Raw genomic sequence first — 18,622 nt, 5'->3', positions numbered from 1 at the left:
CGCATGCATCCTCCGATCGTCTATTTCATGAACACGGATTATCCCAATCCCAAAGCGCACTCGATCCAGATAACAAAGGTGCTCTTCGGACTCTCCCGACACACCGATGTGACATTTATATGTAACAAACTGACAGCAAAAGGCGATCTTTTTAAAAAAATTCTTGACCAATATGGCTACGATCTCTCCCCCGTTCGCTTTCTGGAGATCCCCAAGAAAAAACTCACCGGGTTTCTCTTTTACGTGACCCTTGCCAGACTCTGCAAAGAATTTGACAAGAATACCGTTTTTTACACCCGCTCCTACAACATAGCCAAACGACTGGGGAGAACGCGACCCTTCCATTTGCGAAAGGTCATCCTGGAATCGCACAAAAAAAGCGGATATCATAAGGAAGACAACGTCGAAAACAGCAGGTATGCATCCCTTCGGGGGAATATCGAAAAAAACAACAAAAGCAAAAGCACCCTCAAAAAAATCTACAAGCACGTGGACGCAATCACGTTCACGTCCAACGAGAGCAGGCGAATCATCGAAGAGGAAGTGGGGGTCCGGCATACACAATTCATCTGGTATCCACTTGATGGTCGCAGATTCGACAAGCCCCGGGACAAGAAAATTGTTTACTGCGGCTCGTTGGCGACAAACAAACTCATAGATCTTCTGCTCGATGCCCTACCATTAGGTAGCCACTCGATCCAGATCGACATCCTGGGGGGAACATCAAAGGACATCGAGCGTGTCAAAGACGAAGCAGAACAAAGAGGGGTCCTGGACAATCTTACCTTTCTAGGCAGCGTGCCGTACAGCAAGGTCCCCGAAGTTCTGGCTCGATACCGCTACGGGTTGTCCCTTATGGAAGGCCTCAAGGTCACAGACTATGTGGAATGCGGTCTGGTTCCGATTATCCCCCGAATCCCCATGTATACTGAAATTTTTGATAGTCGCAACGCCATTTTTTTCAAAGCCGACGATCCGGCATCTCTTGGTCAGACACTGACAACACTGGATCAGCTACCCATTGCATCATTTGAGAGAGACAGCTTACTCACGACATTCTCCGTGGATGCAACGGCACAAAAAATCCTGGGCCTTGTTCATACCTGCATGTCAATATAGTTTCCCACAGGACGCATGATGGTTTTTTTTTCAGCTCGTCGTAAAAAGCCGTTCTCTTTGCAGAGCATCCTGGTTGTTGCCTTTCTGTCAATGCTCTCCTTTACCATCTTCTACCGAAGGGGGATCGAGTACTCCAGATATGTCCTTCTGGGCCTGATTGCGCTCTATTGTATGAAAGAGCGAGACACATTCAAGGCGCTGATTTCTTCATATCCCTTCGTTATCCTGGCCGCCTTTCTGGTGGTGGCGTTCACAAGTCTTGCCTTCAACGGGCAGCCGCTTGGCAATGTGGATGAGATTCTCAACTGGATGATCGCCTTTGCCGCCGGATACCTTGCAACCCGTTTTTTGGGTGAGCATCGCCTTCTCATGCTCATGGTCATTCCGATTACCCTTGTGTGCGTCTATATTCTGCACCCGCTTCTTATCGGACAAGGGCTGGAATATCTCAACCCGGCATCTCCGGTCCGCCTCGAGCGTTACTTCAGCCAGCGGCCTAACCACCTTGGAGTCATCTGTGGAGCAGCAGCATTCACGTCCTCATGCTTTGCCGTGATGCAGCGTGGGCTCCTTATAAAAGCACTCTTTCTTTTCGTTTCGGGAATATGTCTCTTTCTCCTTTTCAAGACCGGAGCCAGGGCAAGCTTCATTGCCACGATCACAATCTATGGGATCGCTCTTGTCTGGCGTTTCAGGCACTCTTGGAAAACGCTGGCAATTATGGGTCTTATTTTCGGATTGGGTGCCTTGGGGATCATGCATTCCCCTTTACAACAAAGTCGAATGGCAACGCTGGCTAAGGGCATTGAACACGACATCTCCTTTCAGCAGAGAATGCTCACCTGGACCATCGCCTGGGAAAACTTTCTCAAGCATCCCTTGATTGGTAACGGATTCGACACGTTTGACAGACAATACGATGCAGGATTGAAACGTCACTCGAAACAAGAAGACTTCCATGAAAAATTCCCCCATACCATTCCATCAACAAACAATGCGCACAACATTTTCCTGCATTTTTTGGCAGAGACAGGCGTTGTCGGCCTGCTGACCATGCTCTGTTTCTGGGGCACGGTCATGCTTGCCGGATTGCGTACCCGGGACGTCACTGCCATGGCAATAACAGGCATGTTCTGCATCGCCTTTATCGCCTTTCAACTCAATATGAGCCTGTACGGATCACAACTCTCAACCATGCTCTTTGGTTTTGCGGGAATTTCCTCTTCAATCAAAAACGGCCAGTGTTTCCGACCAGACAAGAGAAACTGTCTCTCTACAGCCTGACTTTTTACATCCTCTTTCATGGAATACTCCAAGGCCAAGGTTTGCGAATCATGATCTGATTTTCTTTTGACAGAATCTACGATACAAGACCGCTGCAAGGAAAAATGGCACAATGACACAAGACGGCCCTCTGCTCGATGAAATGATCAGCATCATTCGCACCCATTTTGCGGTTGACGCCATCTATCTGTATGGTTCACGGGCCAGAAATCAGGAACATGCCGAAAGCGACTGGGATCTTGCCGTGCTTTTTTCGGATTTTGAACCCGATATTCTTAAGCGTGTCTCCCGCCCGCAACAGGTCGAAGCGCGCCTTGAGCGTGAACTGAATATGTACACCAAAATATCGGTTGTCGACCTGGAACTCGTCCCACCCCCTTTGCAGATGAACATCATCAAGGGCAAGCGGCTGTACGACCGCCTTGTTCCCCATGTACGGCGGGTTGAAATGTCCATTATCTCCAAGATCGAGAAGGATTACCTCCATGCGTGACATACTTTACGAACAGGAAATCAAGCAGAATCGAGGTAACGAGTGATAATACGTCTGGCCCCCGGGCAAAGCAGTAACGGGCGGTTCATGTTTTTTAAACCCTGATTAGCTGCCCGCATTAGTATCGATTGTATCGACACTATTACTGATCCACGCAGTGGTGGCACTTTTCGCCCGGCGACAGTCCGCCGGCCGGAATTGCAGTTGTCCAGCTCAATTGTCCTGCAGTTGTCCGCAGATGTCGAGTGAACTTGCGAACGGGCGGCTAATAGCTTTGTAAAGGTTTGCATGGACATTAACGAGATCACATACGCCATCAATGGAGCTGTCTTCGAGGTCAATAAAATTCTCGGAGAAGGTTACCTTGAGAAGGTTTATGAGAATGCGCTTCTTATTGAATTGCGACAGCGGGGACTGCATGCAGAAAGCCAAGTGCCTATTAAGATTTTCTACAAAGATAAAACTGTTGGTGAATACTATGCCGACATCGTTGTCGAAGACCAAGTCATCATCGAGTTGAAGACCGTTGAATCTCTTGATCGAGTACATATTGCTCAATTGATGAATTACCTCACGGGTACAGGCTTTATGATCGGTTTATTGGTGAATTTTCGTAGCCCCAAAGCCCAAATCAAACGGATTGTAAGAAATTATTCGGCAGCAACTGACGATTAATCCTGGTCAGCCGCCCGTCCCTCTCTGCCAGGAAAAAACTGCTGGTGCTGCGCACATAAGTATCGATGAGACCGACACTGTTACTGATCCACGAAGTGGTGGCACTTTTCGCCCGGCGACAGTCCGCCGGCCGGAACTGCAGTTGTCCAGATCTTTTGTCCTGCAGTGGTCCTGCAGTTGTCGAGTGAGCCTGCGAACGGGCGGTTCATGCCTTTATTTGGAGTGCGGGCTTTACCCGCATGAGTGATTAGGATTCGACGAGCTATATGCCCCCATTTCTGACCAACATACCCGTTCTCTGCTTCCATGACCTGGCCACGCCTGAGGGTATGACTCTAACGCGCTTTTGTGCCCATCTGGACGTCATCGAAGCCATGGGATTCACAACCATTTCCGGCCAAAAGCTTCTGGCCATCTGCTCGGGGCAGACAAGCTTTCGGGGTAAACCCATTGTCATCACCTTTGACGACTGCCATGTAAGCAATTGGATCCATGCTATCCCCGAGCTCAGGAAACGGTCCATGCACGGCATTTTTTTTGCCATCACCGATTTTATCACCAACGGTCCTGCTCGAACCGAACAAACCGCCCCAACCTTTCTTTCAGCTCATGACTCCTTTACCCTGGCCCTGGCCCATAATGATTGCTCCCAGTTCATGACCAGGGAGGAGCTCATTTCTGCCATTGCAGATCACGGCATGGAAGTGTACTCCCACAGTTCCCGGCATCAGGGGTGTTTTCGCCGGCTCACCCGAAAGGTCACCGTCTCCGACGGCCATTGGTCATCCTACGGGATCTATGATCGCCCGCAAGGTGATTGGCCTACTTACGAGCGTGGCAGCGCCTACGCCTACAACGGCTTCTGGCCGACCGGACCGGGCGGAACCTCTGAATCGTTTCACAAGCGCAGCGACCAGGAACGCTTTGATTTCTGCGTTCAGGACTTCACACGCAGTCTCAAAACCATCCAGACGATCAATGGAGCCAGATCCCAGCTCATCTGCTGGCCCTGGGGGGAATTTGATGCCATCACCATCAAGGCGGCCCGCAAGGCCGGATTTGCAGGCGCGTTCAACCTCGACCGTTTCTACAATGGCACGGGAACTGATCCCTTTCATCTCCACCGCATACCGGTGACCACGCGCAAAACACCCCAGTGGCTTAGAACCAGGCTGCGCATGCATGCCTCACGCCCCGGGGCGATACTTTTTTCAAAATTTTTCAGGAAAAAATAACAATCGAAGCACGCTAGCAAGCAGTGCTTTATAAACCTCCAAAGGCACAAAACATCTGTCTATGCACGCATCATGATTTTTTTGTGACTCTGAAACCGATGAGATCGTAAATGGAAAAAATTTTTTTGAAGTATGAGAATATTATAATAGCTCTGATTGCATTTTCTTTTGCCTGGATTTCGATATTCGCTGTTTTTGACAGACACATGTATCTTGGCTTGCATATGGGGCTAATAGCCTCGATCGTGTATTTTTTCATGCTCAGCAAACAGCAAAAGCTCCCCTGGCATCTGCTGCTGCCTCTACTCCCTGTTGCAGCCATTTACCTGACGACCTTTACCACCATGCTTCAAGGCGGGGAGGACGGCGATCTCCATTATGCCTGGATGTGGCTGGCCGTGGTTGCCACGGGGATGGCTGCCGGATCGGCTTTTCCTCGTCAGGTTTGGAAGCCCATGATGCTTCTGCCCATCACCCTCTCCCTGACCTTTTTGTATCTGGCACTGACTGGAAAAGTTTCCATGGAAACCAAATTTTCATTTCCGGAACGGGGCCATAACGAACTCGGCCTGTTGGCGGGATATTCAGTACTCATTTATCTTGGCCATCTCAACGACATGTCCCGAAAATGGAAACAATGGCTGTTCATGCCGGGGATTCTGTTCCCGACCATTATTCTGGCTATGACTAATTCCAGAAATTCCATACTTGGTCTTGGCGGAGCACTTCTCATCTATGCTTTATTTTTTTCACGACGCAAGAAACTGGCTATAACGATCTGTATCATCGGTGCACTACTTTTTACAGGATTCACACTGTCTTCAACGCACAGAACGATGCGTATGAAAAATGCGCTTATCGATCCACTCAATGAGCCCAATTTGTTATGCAGACTTTCTATCTGGGATGCGTGCATGAATGGAGGTTTTTCGCAAAAACCAATCCTGGGGCATGAATTTTCTAATTTTCGAGAATTTCATAGAAACTATGTCACTAAACACCATGACGAATTAAAAGAAAAATATAAATTTTCTTATATAGAAATATCACACCCCCACAATATGTATGTCGGCATTCTTTTTTGCTGGGGATTGATTGGATTCCTAGCATTTACAGTGGCTACAGGGTCCGTTGCCATTGCTTCTTTCAAGAATAGATATGTCTTTCCTTTTCTGGCGTTGTCGTATTTCGCTCTATCCGGCTTATTGGAATTCTTTATTTACAGAAAAGACGGACTGTTCATCTTCTTTATCGTTTATGGATTAGCAATCGGAAGACACTGGGCTGCACAAGACAAGGCAAGTAACCATGCTGTGCCGAAATCGAACCGCCCGATATCCAAAACAACGGGATAGACGTTTAAACACATAGCATGACGTAGCCTCTGAATGAAGGAGAAACACCTGGCCGCACCACCAGGAGGAGGAGACGACAAAGCTCGGTCAGCGTATACGTATTTTAATGCTTCCAGCCGAGGGCTCCATGGCAGATCATAAAAAACGGCCCAAAACCCTACCACCACTCAATATATCTCACAATTTTTGTTTTCTATTATTTCAACCAGATATAGCAAAAAACCTTATTAAAAACCATAAACAACCCTACCATGAGCCCTATTTCAAGGGGCCAGCGAAGGGTTGTTTTTTTATGGAAATCCGCTAGGTTTTAGTTTCGTTTGTGAATGGAAAAAAACAATCATGACCGGTTTCTGACAGTTTTCATCAACACATATCAACCCAACCCATCCATGTTCAATACTTTCGACATCCCCCGCGGGCTCGGCACAAAACATGCGGCGTCCATGGTCCTGATATACAAGACCATGGACGCCGCTCTGATAGCCCTGGGCCTTCATCTCTCCCTGCGTCTGCGGGGGTTGGCCTGGGACACGCGCTTTCTGCTGGTAGTACTGGTCGTTTTTATTATCTATTACATATACGCCCATTTCAACGAGCTGTACCGCTCCTGGCGGGGTAAACCCCTCTCCAGCCAGCTGAAAAGCCTGCTGTTCACCTGGACGGAAACGGGGCTGACGCTTTTCGGGCTCGGCTACGCATTGAAAACCAGCGAAGCCTATTCCCGCCTGGCCATTTTTTCCTGGCTCGTACTCGTCTTTGTCTTTCTGGCCTGTCTGCGCATCGCCACCCATGTCGGCTTCAAACACCTTCGCAGTAAGGGCCGTAATACCCGCACGGTTGCTGTTGTCGGCTCAGGTCCGGCCAGCCGATCCATCACCAGGACCATCTGCAGCAACCCCTGGCTGGGGCTCAGATTCGTGGGATTTTACGGTCAGGGATTCCCCTCCGAGATTGCCGGAATCTCCTCACCCGCATGGAAACTGGCCGGCACTCTGGACGATCTCGTGGAACAGGCCAGGCAGGGGCGCATCGAACAGGTCTTTCTCTGCTCAGCAACCATCGCTTCCGAAGAGCTTCGCTCCATAACCTCCCGGCTCGCCGACACAACCGCATCCATCTACGTTGTCCCGGATACACTCATATTCAGCATCCTGCACGGAGACTGGGCCGACTTTGCCGGCATCCCAACCATCCGCCTCTTTGACTCTCCCTTCTTTGGAATCAACGTCCTGACCAAGAAAATCGAAGACATGGTCCTGGCAGCTCTTATCCTGCTCATCATTGCCGTGCCCATGTGCGTCATCGCCGTGATGATCAAGCTGACCTCCAAGGGTCCGGTCCTGTTCAAGCAGCAGCGCTACGGCCTGAACGGAGAAAAAATAGTAGTCTGGAAATTTCGCACGATGACTGTCTGCCAGGATGGCGACCATGTCCCCCAGGCTTGCAAAAACGATCCCCGGGTGACCCGACTGGGCGCTTTTTTGCGGAGCACCTCTTTGGACGAACTGCCCCAATTTATCAACGTGCTCCAGGGCAGAATGTCCATTGTCGGCCCCCGGCCCCATGCCGTGGCTCACAACGAATTCTATCGCAAACAGATTTTCGGATATATGCTGCGCCACAAGATCAAACCCGGAATCACAGGGTGGGCGCAGGTCAATGGATGGCGGGGGGAAACGGATTCCCTGGAAAAAATGCAAAAACGCATTGAATACGATCTCTGGTACATCCAGAACTGGTCGCTCTGGCTGGACATCAAGATCATCCTCATGACCCTGTGCAAAGGATTTTGCGGCAAGAACGCGTTCTGAGAATAGCCCACAACCACTCACTCGCCAAATTGCCCCTGATTATCATGAGTCGGGAGGCCATTGGTAATGCAGGTATTTTTGATCGGGAAGCAGAAACGAATCAAGAATGGTAAACATAGTTGCACCTACGGGGTCCACCCTCATTTATTCCTCTCTTCTGTTTCAATGGGCACAGTGGGCTGGCTATACATTTTCTCCACCTCTCCCATATATATCTTCCAGCCGAACGATATCATCCTCTCCCAGATAGCTCCCTGTTTGAATCTCGATTAATTCCAGGTTGACCTTACCTGGATTTTCAAGGCGATGAATTGTTCCAAGGGGAATATATGTCGACTGATCTTCCACGAGCATGATTTCTTCCTCACCACGGGTGACCAATGCAGTTCCCTTGACAACAATCCAATGTTCCGAACGGTGAAAATGCTTTTGTAAAGAAAGAACCTGGCCCGGATAGACCGTGATCCGTTTGACCTGATATCGCCCCCCAAGATCGATCCCTTCATAGTTTCCCCAAGGCCTGAACACCTTGCAATGCGATAAGGCCTCTTCGCGTCCCTGGGCTGCAAGCCTCTCGACAATCTTTTTGACCTCCTGAACACGGTCGAGAGGCGATACGAGCACGGCATCCTTGGTCTCGACAACGCAGTGATTTTCAAGACCGACAGTGGCCACCAAACGATTTGAGGAATGAAGATAACAATGAGTGGTATCATGGGAAATGACGTCACCAATGCACACGTTGTCATGTTCATCCTTTTCCCGAACGCCATGCAATGCCGACCATGATCCAACATCACTCCAACCGGCATCTAACGGAACGACCACACCGTTTTTCGTTTTTTCCATGACAGCATAATCAATGGAATCACTGGGACAGACGTCAAAAGACGCTGGGTTAAGACGGAGAAAATCAAGATCGCGACGAGCTTGATCAAAGGCCTTTCGGCAACTTTCAACTATATCAGGCTCAAAGAATCCAAGCTGATCCAGGTAGACACGCGCCCTGAACATGAACATCCCGCTGTTCCACAAAAAATTTCCGGAATTCACATAGACTTCCGCTGTCTGCCGATCGGGCTTTTCCACGAACTCGGCGATGGGAAACACATCCACATCTCTACCATCTTTAACGCAACGGATATACCCGAATCCTGTCGCGGCCTTGTCCGGAACTATCCCGAAAGTGACAAGGTCGCCCTTCTTAGCCCGAGATGCACCGGTGAGCATGGCATGAGCAAAAACATCTTGATCCTTGATCACATGATCTGCCGGCAACACCAACAGGACGGGATCATCCTCATGACTAAGAGCCTCCAGGGCGGCAACAGCTACTGCAGGTGCGGTATTTCGACCGCTAGACTCCAGAATGATCCGTAACGGCTCGATGCCAAGCTCCTGAAGCTGTGAGGCGATCATAAATCTGTGCACTTCATTGCAGATCACAAGGGGTGAACTGCATCCGTCAACCACGTCGAGACGGTTGACGGTCGTCTGGAACAAAGAAGCATCTCCACCCAGCAGAGGCATGAGTTGCTTTGGGAACAATTTCCGCGACATGGGCCAAAGACGAGTCCCTGAACCACCGGAAAGTATGACAGGTATGATCATTGAAAATATTCCTTATGGCTATGATGAAAAAAAATATGAGAGGAAATTATATGGAAACCAAGCCCGAAGCTTCGTTATCCTGTCTTCCCTTGCGAGCTCCGTGGTAGAATATCTTTAAAACATTCTTATCACCACAGAGATCTCAGAGTTACACAGAGAAATACAAAATACTCTGCCCGTGGGGTCTGACCCCTCCAAAGCCCTACTACTATTGATTTTATTGCTCAAAAACGCTTGTTTTTCGGCCTTAGAATAAACCGGGTTCGGCTCGAACCACATCAACCATATGAAATCAATGAGGATTTACTACAATTCAGACTCGTCGAAAATCTTCCATTCCAAAGAATTCTCTGAATCCCGGTCAACCGGACCATAGGTTGCCGGTTCTTCCTTCACATTCATCTTGCTGACAAAACGACCAACGCCTTTCTTGTTGTTGGAGGGGTCAGACCCCATGGCTAATACCAAGGATGATCCGAGAAAAACAGGATTGGTTCTGGAAAGCAGGTAGAAAGGATTTTAATGAAATTTGCCCTCAGCTTTCAGTCGCTCATAATGATCAATATCCCTGTACTTGAAAACCGTAGCAGGGTGTCCCCCGGCAATGGCGTATTTAGGGATATCTTTTACAACCACGCTGCCCGCCTGGATGATGGCGCCTTCTTCGATGGTCACTCCGCCCAACACGATCACCCGGCTACCCAGCCAGACATTATCCTTGATCACGATCTTTTTATAGATATACGTACTGTCGTAGGGTATGGCTGTGCCGTGATCAAAATTATGATTTTGCGTGATCATCAGACATTCAGGGCCGGAGTGAAAATTGTCGCCAATAATGACCTCACCCCCCCCAGAAATTTTCTGTCCGTGGGGTCTGACCCCTCGAAACGCTTGATATTGTTGACTTTGTTCCCCCAAAAAGGTCTTTTTTTGGCCTTAGAATTAACGACAACGACTTCAAATACAAGTAATTAGCTAAAATTATTTACGATTTACTACAATTCAGACTCGTCGAAAATTTTCCATTCCAAAGAATTCTCTGATCCCCAGTCAACTTGGCCATAGGTAGCCGGTTCTTCCTTCACGTTCAGTTTGCTCACGAAGCGTCCGACACCCTTCTTGATCTTCTCAACGAACCCATCGTCACCTACAGCCAAATTCACCGTCCAGATATCGTCTCTCGACAGACAGCCTTTTCGCAGAGCTTCCTTGACCCGTGCTTGGTAAACCTTACTCAGATCCTTTTCTTCAATCTCAAGCAAACGGACAACTTCGTCTCGGTTTATTGTTCGGTAGCGCTTCTTCGGCTTAACGATCTCATGGTAGCCGCCATGTTGCCATCTGGCTGGATGATTGACTACCTTCGCCCGCACCATATTAAGATCAATATACAAAAAGCACCTGGCCAAGTGTTCACCCGTCTGTACGGCAGTGGTGTAGTACCGGTCTTCCCAGAAGGCCCCCTTCCGAAGTTGCTTCTTGTTGTAAACCTGCCCGACTCTGCCTGCCACAAGCTGCATCAGCCGTGGGATGGCCATTCTATCTTCAGGTGCCAAAGCCAGGATATGGATATGGTTTGAAGTCACCGTGAAATTGAGAATTGGCACTTCGTACCTGTTAGTCCCTTCGTTCAACCATTTCATCCAGAGATTGCGATGTACGGCATAGTCCAGAAGGAACTTTCTGTCATGGCAGCGGTGTGTAATATGCCACACGTGTCCAGGAACAAAGAATCTTATGGGTCGAGGCATTTATTTTCATGAACGGATTGAATGTTGTTGGCGAATGCGCCCCACAGAGCCTACCCCCTCCGGCGTGAAATCCAGGCAGGAATTGTTCCCACGCGGCCAATTTAACTAAATCGTCATATATTTTGTATGCTTATTACCACTTATAACTGATGCTATTGATTCTAACGCCAAAAAATGGCCTTCTTAGGCACATAAATCTTATAAAATCGGTAGCTTCGGGGGGTCAGACCCCATGACCAAGAATAAGGGGTTGGCTGGACGCTTACAGAGCAACCGCTTTTGGATGAAGGTATTCCCCAAAAGCCCTGCCGATGCGGTACGCGATATCGTCAGTGAGTTCGTCACCGAGATGCCCACGGATATCGTAGGCTTTGAAGCATTTCATTTGAGTCTTTCCTATACCCTTTTTTGGATCCATCGCGTTTCGTTAGCATCATCCAATTTGAATAAATTCATAATGTTATAGATGATCCACAAAAAAAAGGTCCCCGGAATCCAACAAGAACCTTTCTTATATTAATTGGTCATCATGCAATACAGGAGTAATTTCATTCTGTAATTGAGTGCATTTATCCAAAACAAAATTTTTAAATTCTCTTCGGAATCGTTCCTCAGAAAAACGTAGTGCATTGTTCCGGCATGCTTCAGCGGAAAATCGATACTTGTTGACTTGGAAATAACGAACGGCATCAGCTAATGCCTCGGGAGTTTGCTCTCGAAACCAGATACCAGTGGGGGCATAATTTGTTGGCCAAGGATCTCCAGACCATACTCCCTTGACAGTCTCAAGACTTCCGCCCTTCCCGTATGCGATCACGGGAATGCCGCATGCTTGTGCTTCCACGCATGCGATGCCAAAATCTTCCTCTGCCATAAATACGAATGCGGCCGCATTTTGAAGCTGGAAGAGCAGTTCCTCATCTGATTGAAAGCCCAGCAAAGAGACATTAGGAGAGCTGGCGTTTTGTACTTTTTTCCAGTCAGGGCCAGTACCAATGATTGTTAAAGGGCTGGTGAGTGATTTAAAGGCCGCTGCTATGCGATCAATCATTTTATATGGAACGAACCGGGAGTACGTCACAAAATAATCATGACTATTCTTTGGTTGTATAGGCTTGAATCTTCGCAAGGCAACTGGAGGGTACATCACGAGAGAATCTCTTCTATAGACCTTCAGTATGCGCCTGGCGATATATCGAGAGTTGGCGAGAAAATAATCCACACCGTTTGCGGTGCGTTCATCCCAGATGCGCATTTTGTGGAGGAGATAGCGAGCAATACCGGACTTAATGACACAAAAACCTGCCTGATTAAGGCATTGGTGCTGCAAGTCCCAGGCATAGCGCATGGGGGAATGAACATAGGAAATATGCAGCTGATCCGGTCCTGTGATCACTCCTTTTGCCACTGCATGGGAGCTTGAAATGATGATGTCGTACTTGGAAAGATCAAATTGTTCTACAGCCAGTGGCATGAAAGGAAGATATGAGCGATACTTCTTTTTAGCGAAAGGAAGACGTTGGACAAACGAGGTATGAACTGATTTGTTTTTTATAAAGGAACGTTCATCATCTTGTAGCGAACAAACTACGGAATATATCTCAGCAGAGGGGAAACATTCCAAAATTTGTTCAAGAACCCGTTCTGCACCAGCATAGGTAACCAACCAATCATGTATAACAGCAATTTTAGGCATGGGTTAAATCGTAATTAATTTAATAATGGCTACAAAATATTTTCCAAAATAGAACGTTAGTTCCCAGAATCGACTGTTTGAATTTTAAATCCATTAAAGTTTCGAGTTTATATATCAATTTGTTATATTACTTTATTTAAAATTTGCAATGTTTGCTTTGCTGTATTTTTCCAACTGAATTTCTTTGCCTGCTTTATACTTGTTTTTCGAAGTACATTCCGCAACTCACTATCTTCAATGAGCAACTTAAGGCTTTCGGCAATTGCTTCTGCATCGTATGGATCAACTTGAATAGCCGCATCGCCAACAACCTCCGGAAGCGAACTTCGATTGCCAACAAGAGTTGGCGTTCCGGACGCCATAGCCTCAAGCGGAGGTAGGCCAAATCCCTCATAAACAGAAAGGTAAGCGAACGCTAACGCCCCGGCATATAATTGAGGAAGTAATGTGTCGGGTACATGACCTGTCAAATATACACGTGACGGCAATTTTTTTAATTCCGGGACATCCTGAAAAACCAAATTTTTCCCTTTTGCGCCACTTACAACCAACCATATATCATCTGGCACTTTTGATTGGATAAAATTCCATGCTTGGAGTAAACGACCTAAATTTTTGCGGGGCTCCAGAGAACCAAGACTTAGAATATAATTTTTGCTCGGAATTTTAAGGGATTGAACCATCTCTGCGATGCTTTCGGAAGATTGAGGGCTAAATCGTGGGCTTACTCCATTGTAGATGACCTCAATTTTATCTGCAGAAATATTTGTTCTTTCAAGCAAACGATATTTTGTGAATACAGAAATAGCAATTACCCGCTCAACCCTTTGAACAAGTTTTGGCAATAAAAATCGATACCATGCTCCAAAACGAGTGTTTAACCATTCCGGATGATCAAGAGGAACAACGTCATGGATAGTGACAACTTGTTTACTGACAGCAAGAGGGCCTGTGTTGCTTGGGCTCCAAAGCACTTTTCCCCTGACAGGCGATGGCAAAACAAATTGCTCCCAAAAATGTCCAGCAATTCCATGCATTGGCTTCTCAGGGCTAATTGAATCAATTCGGGCGTCACGAGGAAGTACGTCCAAAATATCGTAGAGATAGCGCTGTACGCCAGTAATGTGGCCGCTAAGGATACGCGTATTAACAACTACTTGTGACATCACTAATACCTTATTAAATGCACATGGAATAAATTGTAAATGATATTTTCGCAAAAAAAAGAATTTTTAATATCATATAATCATATTACACAGACAAATTCACTTTGTTCTTATGTTGAAATAATTCCATACGATTAGCCACATATGGGATACGATACCTTTTAAACAAATTCAAAAACACATAAGCAAAGAAAAAAACCGGGGAACCATCAAAATATGAACCCCCCCTCACACAGCAAACAATCACTCCAAAAAAACACATATTTTGAAAGACCAACTTGATATTGGTTTTTCTAATATTTTTAAGAAATGCACATATCAAATAAAAAATTAAAAGCAATCCTATATATCCATATTCCCCAACAAGCTTGAATCCAACAGAAGTCCCATCATGCATATTCATTACATAGTGCATATCGCTTAACATGCTAACAGAACTGTAATCATTCAGAAATTGAAAGTTCAAAAAACCAGAACCAAAGGGAAAATTTTGCAGTGAGGCAAAGGCCATTTGGAAACCTTTTAAAAACATAAGAGCTGATAAGTTATCACTTGCTTGAATAATTGATGGGTCAAAAAAAACATTGACTAAATTAAAAAATCTTTCTGATGTTGCTGGGACTTGAAATAATGCAACAAAAATACAAAATGATAATAGAAGAATAGGAAAAATAATCCTTAAAAATGATTTAAGCGAATTGCATGATCGAATTAGTAAAAAACATACAATGATCATGAAAACAGCAACAAGGGTTGAAGAAGGACTAAGAGCAAATATACAAAAAATCAGAATAGCTTCTTTCCGGCCCATCCATGCAAAAAAAAGTTTGTTATAAAAACAAAATAAAAATAAAAATGGAGACAGACCATAAGCAACATGCGAAGGTTCCTCAAAAAAGCCGGAACATCTTGGAAATCCAAAAAGATGCTGATAATGCGTTTCAAACATACCTAGCTCAAAAAGAACAACCTGGGCTACCTGAAGAACACACTGAAGTAGAAGAAATAACTTGGCAATTTTAAAAAAAATCAAAAAATTATTTTTTTCTGCCAATGCTATCCATCGATACGCACAGGAAACTACAAAACAAAATATAGGTATGGACAATAGAGAACGTATCGGCGTTGTAAAACTAACACCTTGAAGGCACTGTAAAAGAGATAAAAACACTAGTATACAAAAAAATAACAAGAAAACAAATATATACTTGTAATCTATATTTGAAACCAGCAACAAAAATAGGCTTATCGGAATATATATCGGAATGCCTGAGTCACTAACTGAAATTTGCATCGGCCACAAAAACATAATCATAGCCAATCCAAAAGAAGCAGCGTATATTTTTGAATAATTTAAAATAGATATCACAGGACTATCTGTTTCCAGTTTGTCATGAAAACCAGTGATTATCAACACATCGCTCATTGACCATTCTCTAGTTTAGACCATAATTTTTTCTTGCGAAAAAAAAATCTTCCTACATCGCGACATATATTCGCTTTTTTTTTATCAAGGCAACGATACAGCAAACTTTTTATTTTTACTTTACTCCAATCAACAATCATTGTCATGAAGGGGACTTTAAGACCGTATTTTGCCATTATAGCCTTACATTCGTCATAACAGGCTGTTATATTTTTACAATCTGCGCTTACCCCACCCATCGTATGTTTTGTTATGGTGATAGGGATAAACTTCGCGTCTCTATCCTTCAGTTCTCTAATCAAGAAATCAGAATCACCTGCGATACGAAACTGCTCGTCAAATGAATTTAGCCCGTTAAACAATGAGTTATGCTGAAAATAGCCGTGGGGTCTGACCCATCTAACTATTTGATATTCCAATTTTTTCTGCTCAAAAAGGTTCGGTTTCCGGCCTTAGAATGAACCGGACTCAGCCCAAACGCAAATAAACCAACGAAATAAAGGAGAATTTACTACAATTCGGACTCATCAAAAATCTTCCATTCCAGGGAATTCTCAAAAACTTGCTCGATCCGGCCATACGCAGCAGGTTCTTCCCTTAGATTCATTTTTGCCACAAATCTGCCGACACTCTTTTTGACCTTCTCCACAAAGCCATCGTCACCAACCGCAAGACTTACTGTCCAGATATCGTCTCTTGATAAATTCCCTTTTCGGAGAGCTTCCTTGATCCGAGCCTGATAAATTTTACTCAGGTCTTTCTCCTCAATCTCCAACAGGCGGCCAACTTCATCTCGGTTGATTAGCCGGTATCGCTTCTTGGGTTTGACGATCTCATGGTACCCGCCATGCTGCCACTTGGCCGGATGATTGACGACTTTTGCCCGTACCATATTGAGATCAATATACAGAAAACACCTGGCCAAGTGTTCACCTGTCTGTACTGCCGTAGCGTAGTATCTGTCCTCCCAAAAGGAGCCCTTTCTGCATTGCTTTTTATTATAAATCTGCCCGACTCTGCCCGCCACAAGCTGCATCAGCCGGGGAATAGCCGTCTTATCTTCAGGCGCCAAAACCAGAAGATGGATATGATTGGACGTGACCGTAAAATTCAAAATGGGCACTCCATACCGAAGAGAGCCCTCGGCCAGCCATTTTATCCAAAGATTACGGTGTACGGCATAGTCCAAGAGGAACTCCCTGTCATGACACCGGTGCGTAATATGCCACACATGGCCAGGAACAAAGAATCTAATAGGTCGAGGCATTTCTTTCCATGAGCAAATTAAATTTTGCCAACGAAACAGTTCCTGCTTTTTGGAGTACGTTGGACGTGCAAAAAACAGTTCAAGAGATCAGACCCCATAGCAACCCATATATGGCAAATAGCCATATATCTCAAATATCTGTAGCTAATCGTGACTCATGCCGTTAATTCTAAACACGAAAAATAGCCTTTTTTAAAGCTTAAATCAAACGATATCAAGTACTTCGAGGGGTCAGACCCCATGGGTTAACAGGTTTTGCAAAAACGGCAGCATCATGAACGGTAATTGTCAAAGAAGTTGTCGCTTTTTTTGATACCTATACGACCTTCCGTTTTGATGTTTCTTTGTGATCCTTGGGGTTGAGTTTTATATCGCCCACAACAGACCAATTTCGGGTCTCTCTAGCCCAGCGTTCAGGCCGTTTCTTCCGAGCAGCCAGATAGAGTTGATGTCGTGCGTACAATATCTGCTTATCTCGGCCCTGATGACGGTCATCCGGGGTCACAAACCGCAGCCCGCTGTGAAGATGCACTGTGTTATACCAGGCTACGAATTGAGAGACCCATTTCCGGGCGACATCCAAAGTTTCAAAAGGCTTCTCCGGATAATCAGGACGGTACTTGCAGGTCCTGAATAGCGATTCCGAGAAGGGATTGTCGTTGCTGACAGCTGGCCTGCTGAATGATGGCATCACTCCAAGCTCTTGCAGCGTGGCAAGCATGATAGAACCTTTCATCGGTGATCCGTTATCGGAGTGAATGACCAGTTGATCCCGCGCAACCTGTTCAGTGAAACAAGCGGTCCGAACAAGCTCCGACGCATAATCTGAGTTCTCTGTTTCGTGCACACTCCAGCCAACGATTTTGCGGCTGTAGATGTCCAGGTACATATAGAGATACCAATACGTTCCTCGTATAGGCGCAGGGAGATATGTTATATCCCAGCTCCAGACCTGGTTCGGACCTGTCGCAGTCAACGGCTTGGGAGCCTTGTTTTTTCTTGGTCTGCATTTTGCCCTGTGAGCATTTTGACCAGCTGCCCTGAGTATTCTGTAGAACGTGGATTCTGATGCGACATACTCACCTCTATCAGCGAGCTTGGGGACAATCTGGCTCGGAGGAAGATCTTTGAATTCTTTGCTGTTTGCGACTTTCAGAACCCGTTTTTTCTCGAACTCTGTCAGCTTGTTGACGGGAGATTTGTTGTTGTCCTTACGCTTATCCTCAACACCGTGCTTTTCCCAACGTTGTAACGCTCGTAGGGAAAGTCCCAGAATCTCACAGGCCTTTTTCTTTCTCGCTCCCAAGGCAACAGCTTCGCGAATCAGCTGGATGACCAGTTGTTTTTCTTCCGGGGTGATCAGTCTTCCTCTTGATCCCCCCAGATCGCGTCCACTTTTTTTTTGAGCAACAGCAGGGCAGATGCTTCAGCTAGAGCTTTCTCTTTACGGAGCAACTCCTTTTCCAATGTATGAACTTTTTTTTGAATTTTTGAATCATTCAAAGATCGTTTCGACTTGGATTTCTGAGAAGCTCCCTCTAGAAAATCTCTTTTCCAATTGTCGAGATGTTGAACATGCACACCTCTTGACCTGCACCACGCACTTTTTTCTTCTGGAGATAGGGGCGCTGTTTCAACCAATGCTTGTAGACGTTCTTCGGCAGTCCAATCCTGAGGGCGTTTGCTGGTTGAAGACATGGAGAGTGCTCCTTGGGTTTTACGGCGTT

General features: G+C 46.1%; 19 protein-coding genes. 7 read left to right on the top strand and 12 right to left on the bottom strand.

Translation table 11 applies throughout. The features are described 5' to 3' along the window. Positions 1-3: 3 nt before the first annotated feature. From ACTVJH_RS06270 to ACTVJH_RS06240, 7 genes are all read left to right on the top strand, one after another. The gene (locus tag ACTVJH_RS06270; RefSeq protein ID WP_455988584.1) at positions 4-1,119 is read left to right on the top strand and encodes a glycosyltransferase; all 1,116 of its coding nucleotides are present in this window, start codon (positions 4-6) and stop codon (positions 1,117-1,119) included. Positions 1,120-1,134: 15 nt separating this feature from the next. Then, positions 1,135-2,403, top strand: a complete 1,269-nt coding sequence (locus ACTVJH_RS06265) for an O-antigen ligase family protein (RefSeq protein ID WP_455988582.1) — start codon at positions 1,135-1,137, stop codon at positions 2,401-2,403. Positions 2,404-2,515: 112 nt separating this feature from the next. After that, entirely contained in the window at positions 2,516-2,896 is a 381-nt protein-coding gene (gene mntA, locus ACTVJH_RS06260; protein ID WP_455988580.1) for a type VII toxin-antitoxin system MntA family adenylyltransferase antitoxin, read from the top strand. A gap of 288 nt (positions 2,897-3,184) precedes the next feature. After that, on the top strand, positions 3,185-3,571 hold the full coding sequence (locus ACTVJH_RS06255) for a GxxExxY protein (RefSeq protein ID WP_455988578.1): 387 nt from the start codon (positions 3,185-3,187) through the stop codon (positions 3,569-3,571). Positions 3,572-3,837: 266 nt separating this feature from the next. After that, entirely contained in the window at positions 3,838-4,806 is a 969-nt protein-coding gene (locus ACTVJH_RS06250; RefSeq protein ID WP_455988576.1) for a polysaccharide deacetylase family protein, read from the top strand. Positions 4,807-4,916: 110 nt separating this feature from the next. Further along, positions 4,917-6,161, top strand: coding sequence for an O-antigen ligase family protein (locus tag ACTVJH_RS06245; RefSeq protein WP_455988574.1), 1,245 nt, complete (start codon positions 4,917-4,919; stop codon positions 6,159-6,161). A 392-nt stretch (positions 6,162-6,553) separates the two neighbouring features. After that, entirely contained in the window at positions 6,554-7,975 is a 1,422-nt protein-coding gene (locus ACTVJH_RS06240) for an undecaprenyl-phosphate glucose phosphotransferase (protein WP_455988572.1), read from the top strand. Positions 7,976-8,158: 183 nt separating this feature from the next. On the opposite strand, the gene ACTVJH_RS06235 is transcribed toward ACTVJH_RS06240, so the two are convergent. From ACTVJH_RS06235 to ACTVJH_RS06180, 12 genes are all read right to left on the bottom strand, one after another. After that, on the bottom strand, positions 8,159-9,586 hold the full coding sequence (locus ACTVJH_RS06235) for a mannose-1-phosphate guanylyltransferase/mannose-6-phosphate isomerase (RefSeq protein WP_455988571.1): 1,428 nt from the start codon (positions 9,584-9,586) through the stop codon (positions 8,159-8,161). Between the two features lie 306 nt (positions 9,587-9,892). Further along, positions 9,893-10,042 (bottom strand): hypothetical protein, encoded by a 150-nt coding sequence (locus ACTVJH_RS06230; protein WP_455988570.1) that lies wholly within the window; start codon positions 10,040-10,042, stop codon positions 9,893-9,895. 63 nt (positions 10,043-10,105) lie between these two features. Further along, a complete protein-coding gene (locus tag ACTVJH_RS06225) occupies positions 10,106-10,387 on the bottom strand; it encodes an acyltransferase (protein ID WP_455988568.1) in 282 nt (93 codons plus the stop codon). A gap of 197 nt (positions 10,388-10,584) precedes the next feature. Continuing rightward, the gene (locus tag ACTVJH_RS06220; protein ID WP_455988566.1) at positions 10,585-11,340 is read right to left on the bottom strand and encodes a transposase; all 756 of its coding nucleotides are present in this window, start codon (positions 11,338-11,340) and stop codon (positions 10,585-10,587) included. 262 nt (positions 11,341-11,602) lie between these two features. Further along, a complete protein-coding gene (locus ACTVJH_RS06215) occupies positions 11,603-11,725 on the bottom strand; it encodes a hypothetical protein (protein ID WP_455988564.1) in 123 nt (40 codons plus the stop codon). A gap of 126 nt (positions 11,726-11,851) precedes the next feature. Next, complete coding sequence (locus tag ACTVJH_RS06210; RefSeq protein ID WP_455988562.1) at positions 11,852-13,036, bottom strand: glycosyltransferase family 4 protein; 1,185 nt, start codon at positions 13,034-13,036, stop codon at positions 11,852-11,854. Positions 13,037-13,158: 122 nt separating this feature from the next. Further along, positions 13,159-14,202, bottom strand: coding sequence for a glycosyltransferase family 4 protein (locus ACTVJH_RS06205; protein ID WP_455988560.1), 1,044 nt, complete (start codon positions 14,200-14,202; stop codon positions 13,159-13,161). An 85-nt stretch (positions 14,203-14,287) separates the two neighbouring features. Next, complete coding sequence (locus ACTVJH_RS06200; RefSeq protein ID WP_455988559.1) at positions 14,288-15,628, bottom strand: hypothetical protein; 1,341 nt, start codon at positions 15,626-15,628, stop codon at positions 14,288-14,290. Next, positions 15,625-16,047, bottom strand: a complete 423-nt coding sequence (locus tag ACTVJH_RS06195; RefSeq protein ID WP_455988557.1) for a hypothetical protein — start codon at positions 16,045-16,047, stop codon at positions 15,625-15,627. The genes ACTVJH_RS06200 and ACTVJH_RS06195 overlap by 4 nt, the downstream gene beginning before the upstream one ends. A gap of 92 nt (positions 16,048-16,139) precedes the next feature. After that, positions 16,140-16,895, bottom strand: coding sequence for a transposase (locus tag ACTVJH_RS06190; RefSeq protein WP_455988555.1), 756 nt, complete (start codon positions 16,893-16,895; stop codon positions 16,140-16,142). Between the two features lie 316 nt (positions 16,896-17,211). Further along, complete coding sequence (locus ACTVJH_RS06185) at positions 17,212-18,219, bottom strand: IS3 family transposase (RefSeq protein WP_455988723.1); 1,008 nt, start codon at positions 18,217-18,219, stop codon at positions 17,212-17,214. A 35-nt stretch (positions 18,220-18,254) separates the two neighbouring features. Next, positions 18,255-18,622: transposase (locus tag ACTVJH_RS06180; RefSeq protein WP_455988553.1), on the bottom strand; the 368-nt coding region annotated here is incomplete at its 5' end.

The sequence above is a fragment of the Desulfoplanes sp. PS50 genome, assembly GCF_053851535.1.
This window is presented reverse-complemented; position numbering and strand designations above follow the sequence as displayed.

Bases quoted from the DNA above. Each gene is read 5' to 3' on its own strand.
- ACTVJH_RS06270 (WP_455988584.1), top strand. From the start codon at position 4: ATGCATCCTCCGATCGTCTATTTCATGAACACGGATTATCCCAATCCC.
- ACTVJH_RS06265 (WP_455988582.1), top strand. From the start codon at position 1,135: ATGATGGTTTTTTTTTCAGCTCGTCGTAAAAAGCCGTTCTCTTTGCAG.
- mntA (WP_455988580.1), top strand. From the start codon at position 2,516: ATGACACAAGACGGCCCTCTGCTCGATGAAATGATCAGCATCATTCGC.
- ACTVJH_RS06255 (WP_455988578.1), top strand. From the start codon at position 3,185: ATGGACATTAACGAGATCACATACGCCATCAATGGAGCTGTCTTCGAG.
- ACTVJH_RS06250 (WP_455988576.1), top strand. From the start codon at position 3,838: ATGCCCCCATTTCTGACCAACATACCCGTTCTCTGCTTCCATGACCTG.
- ACTVJH_RS06245 (WP_455988574.1), top strand. From the start codon at position 4,917: ATGGAAAAAATTTTTTTGAAGTATGAGAATATTATAATAGCTCTGATT.
- ACTVJH_RS06240 (WP_455988572.1), top strand. From the start codon at position 6,554: ATGTTCAATACTTTCGACATCCCCCGCGGGCTCGGCACAAAACATGCG.
- ACTVJH_RS06235 (WP_455988571.1), bottom strand. From the start codon at position 9,586: ATGATCATACCTGTCATACTTTCCGGTGGTTCAGGGACTCGTCTTTGG.
- ACTVJH_RS06230 (WP_455988570.1), bottom strand. From the start codon at position 10,042: ATGGGGTCTGACCCCTCCAACAACAAGAAAGGCGTTGGTCGTTTTGTC.
- ACTVJH_RS06225 (WP_455988568.1), bottom strand. From the start codon at position 10,387: ATGATCACGCAAAATCATAATTTTGATCACGGCACAGCCATACCCTAC.
- ACTVJH_RS06220 (WP_455988566.1), bottom strand. From the start codon at position 11,340: ATGCCTCGACCCATAAGATTCTTTGTTCCTGGACACGTGTGGCATATT.
- ACTVJH_RS06215 (WP_455988564.1), bottom strand. From the start codon at position 11,725: ATGAAATGCTTCAAAGCCTACGATATCCGTGGGCATCTCGGTGACGAA.
- ACTVJH_RS06210 (WP_455988562.1), bottom strand. From the start codon at position 13,036: ATGCCTAAAATTGCTGTTATACATGATTGGTTGGTTACCTATGCTGGT.
- ACTVJH_RS06205 (WP_455988560.1), bottom strand. From the start codon at position 14,202: ATGTCACAAGTAGTTGTTAATACGCGTATCCTTAGCGGCCACATTACT.
- ACTVJH_RS06200 (WP_455988559.1), bottom strand. From the start codon at position 15,628: ATGAGCGATGTGTTGATAATCACTGGTTTTCATGACAAACTGGAAACA.
- ACTVJH_RS06190 (WP_455988555.1), bottom strand. From the start codon at position 16,895: ATGCCTCGACCTATTAGATTCTTTGTTCCTGGCCATGTGTGGCATATT.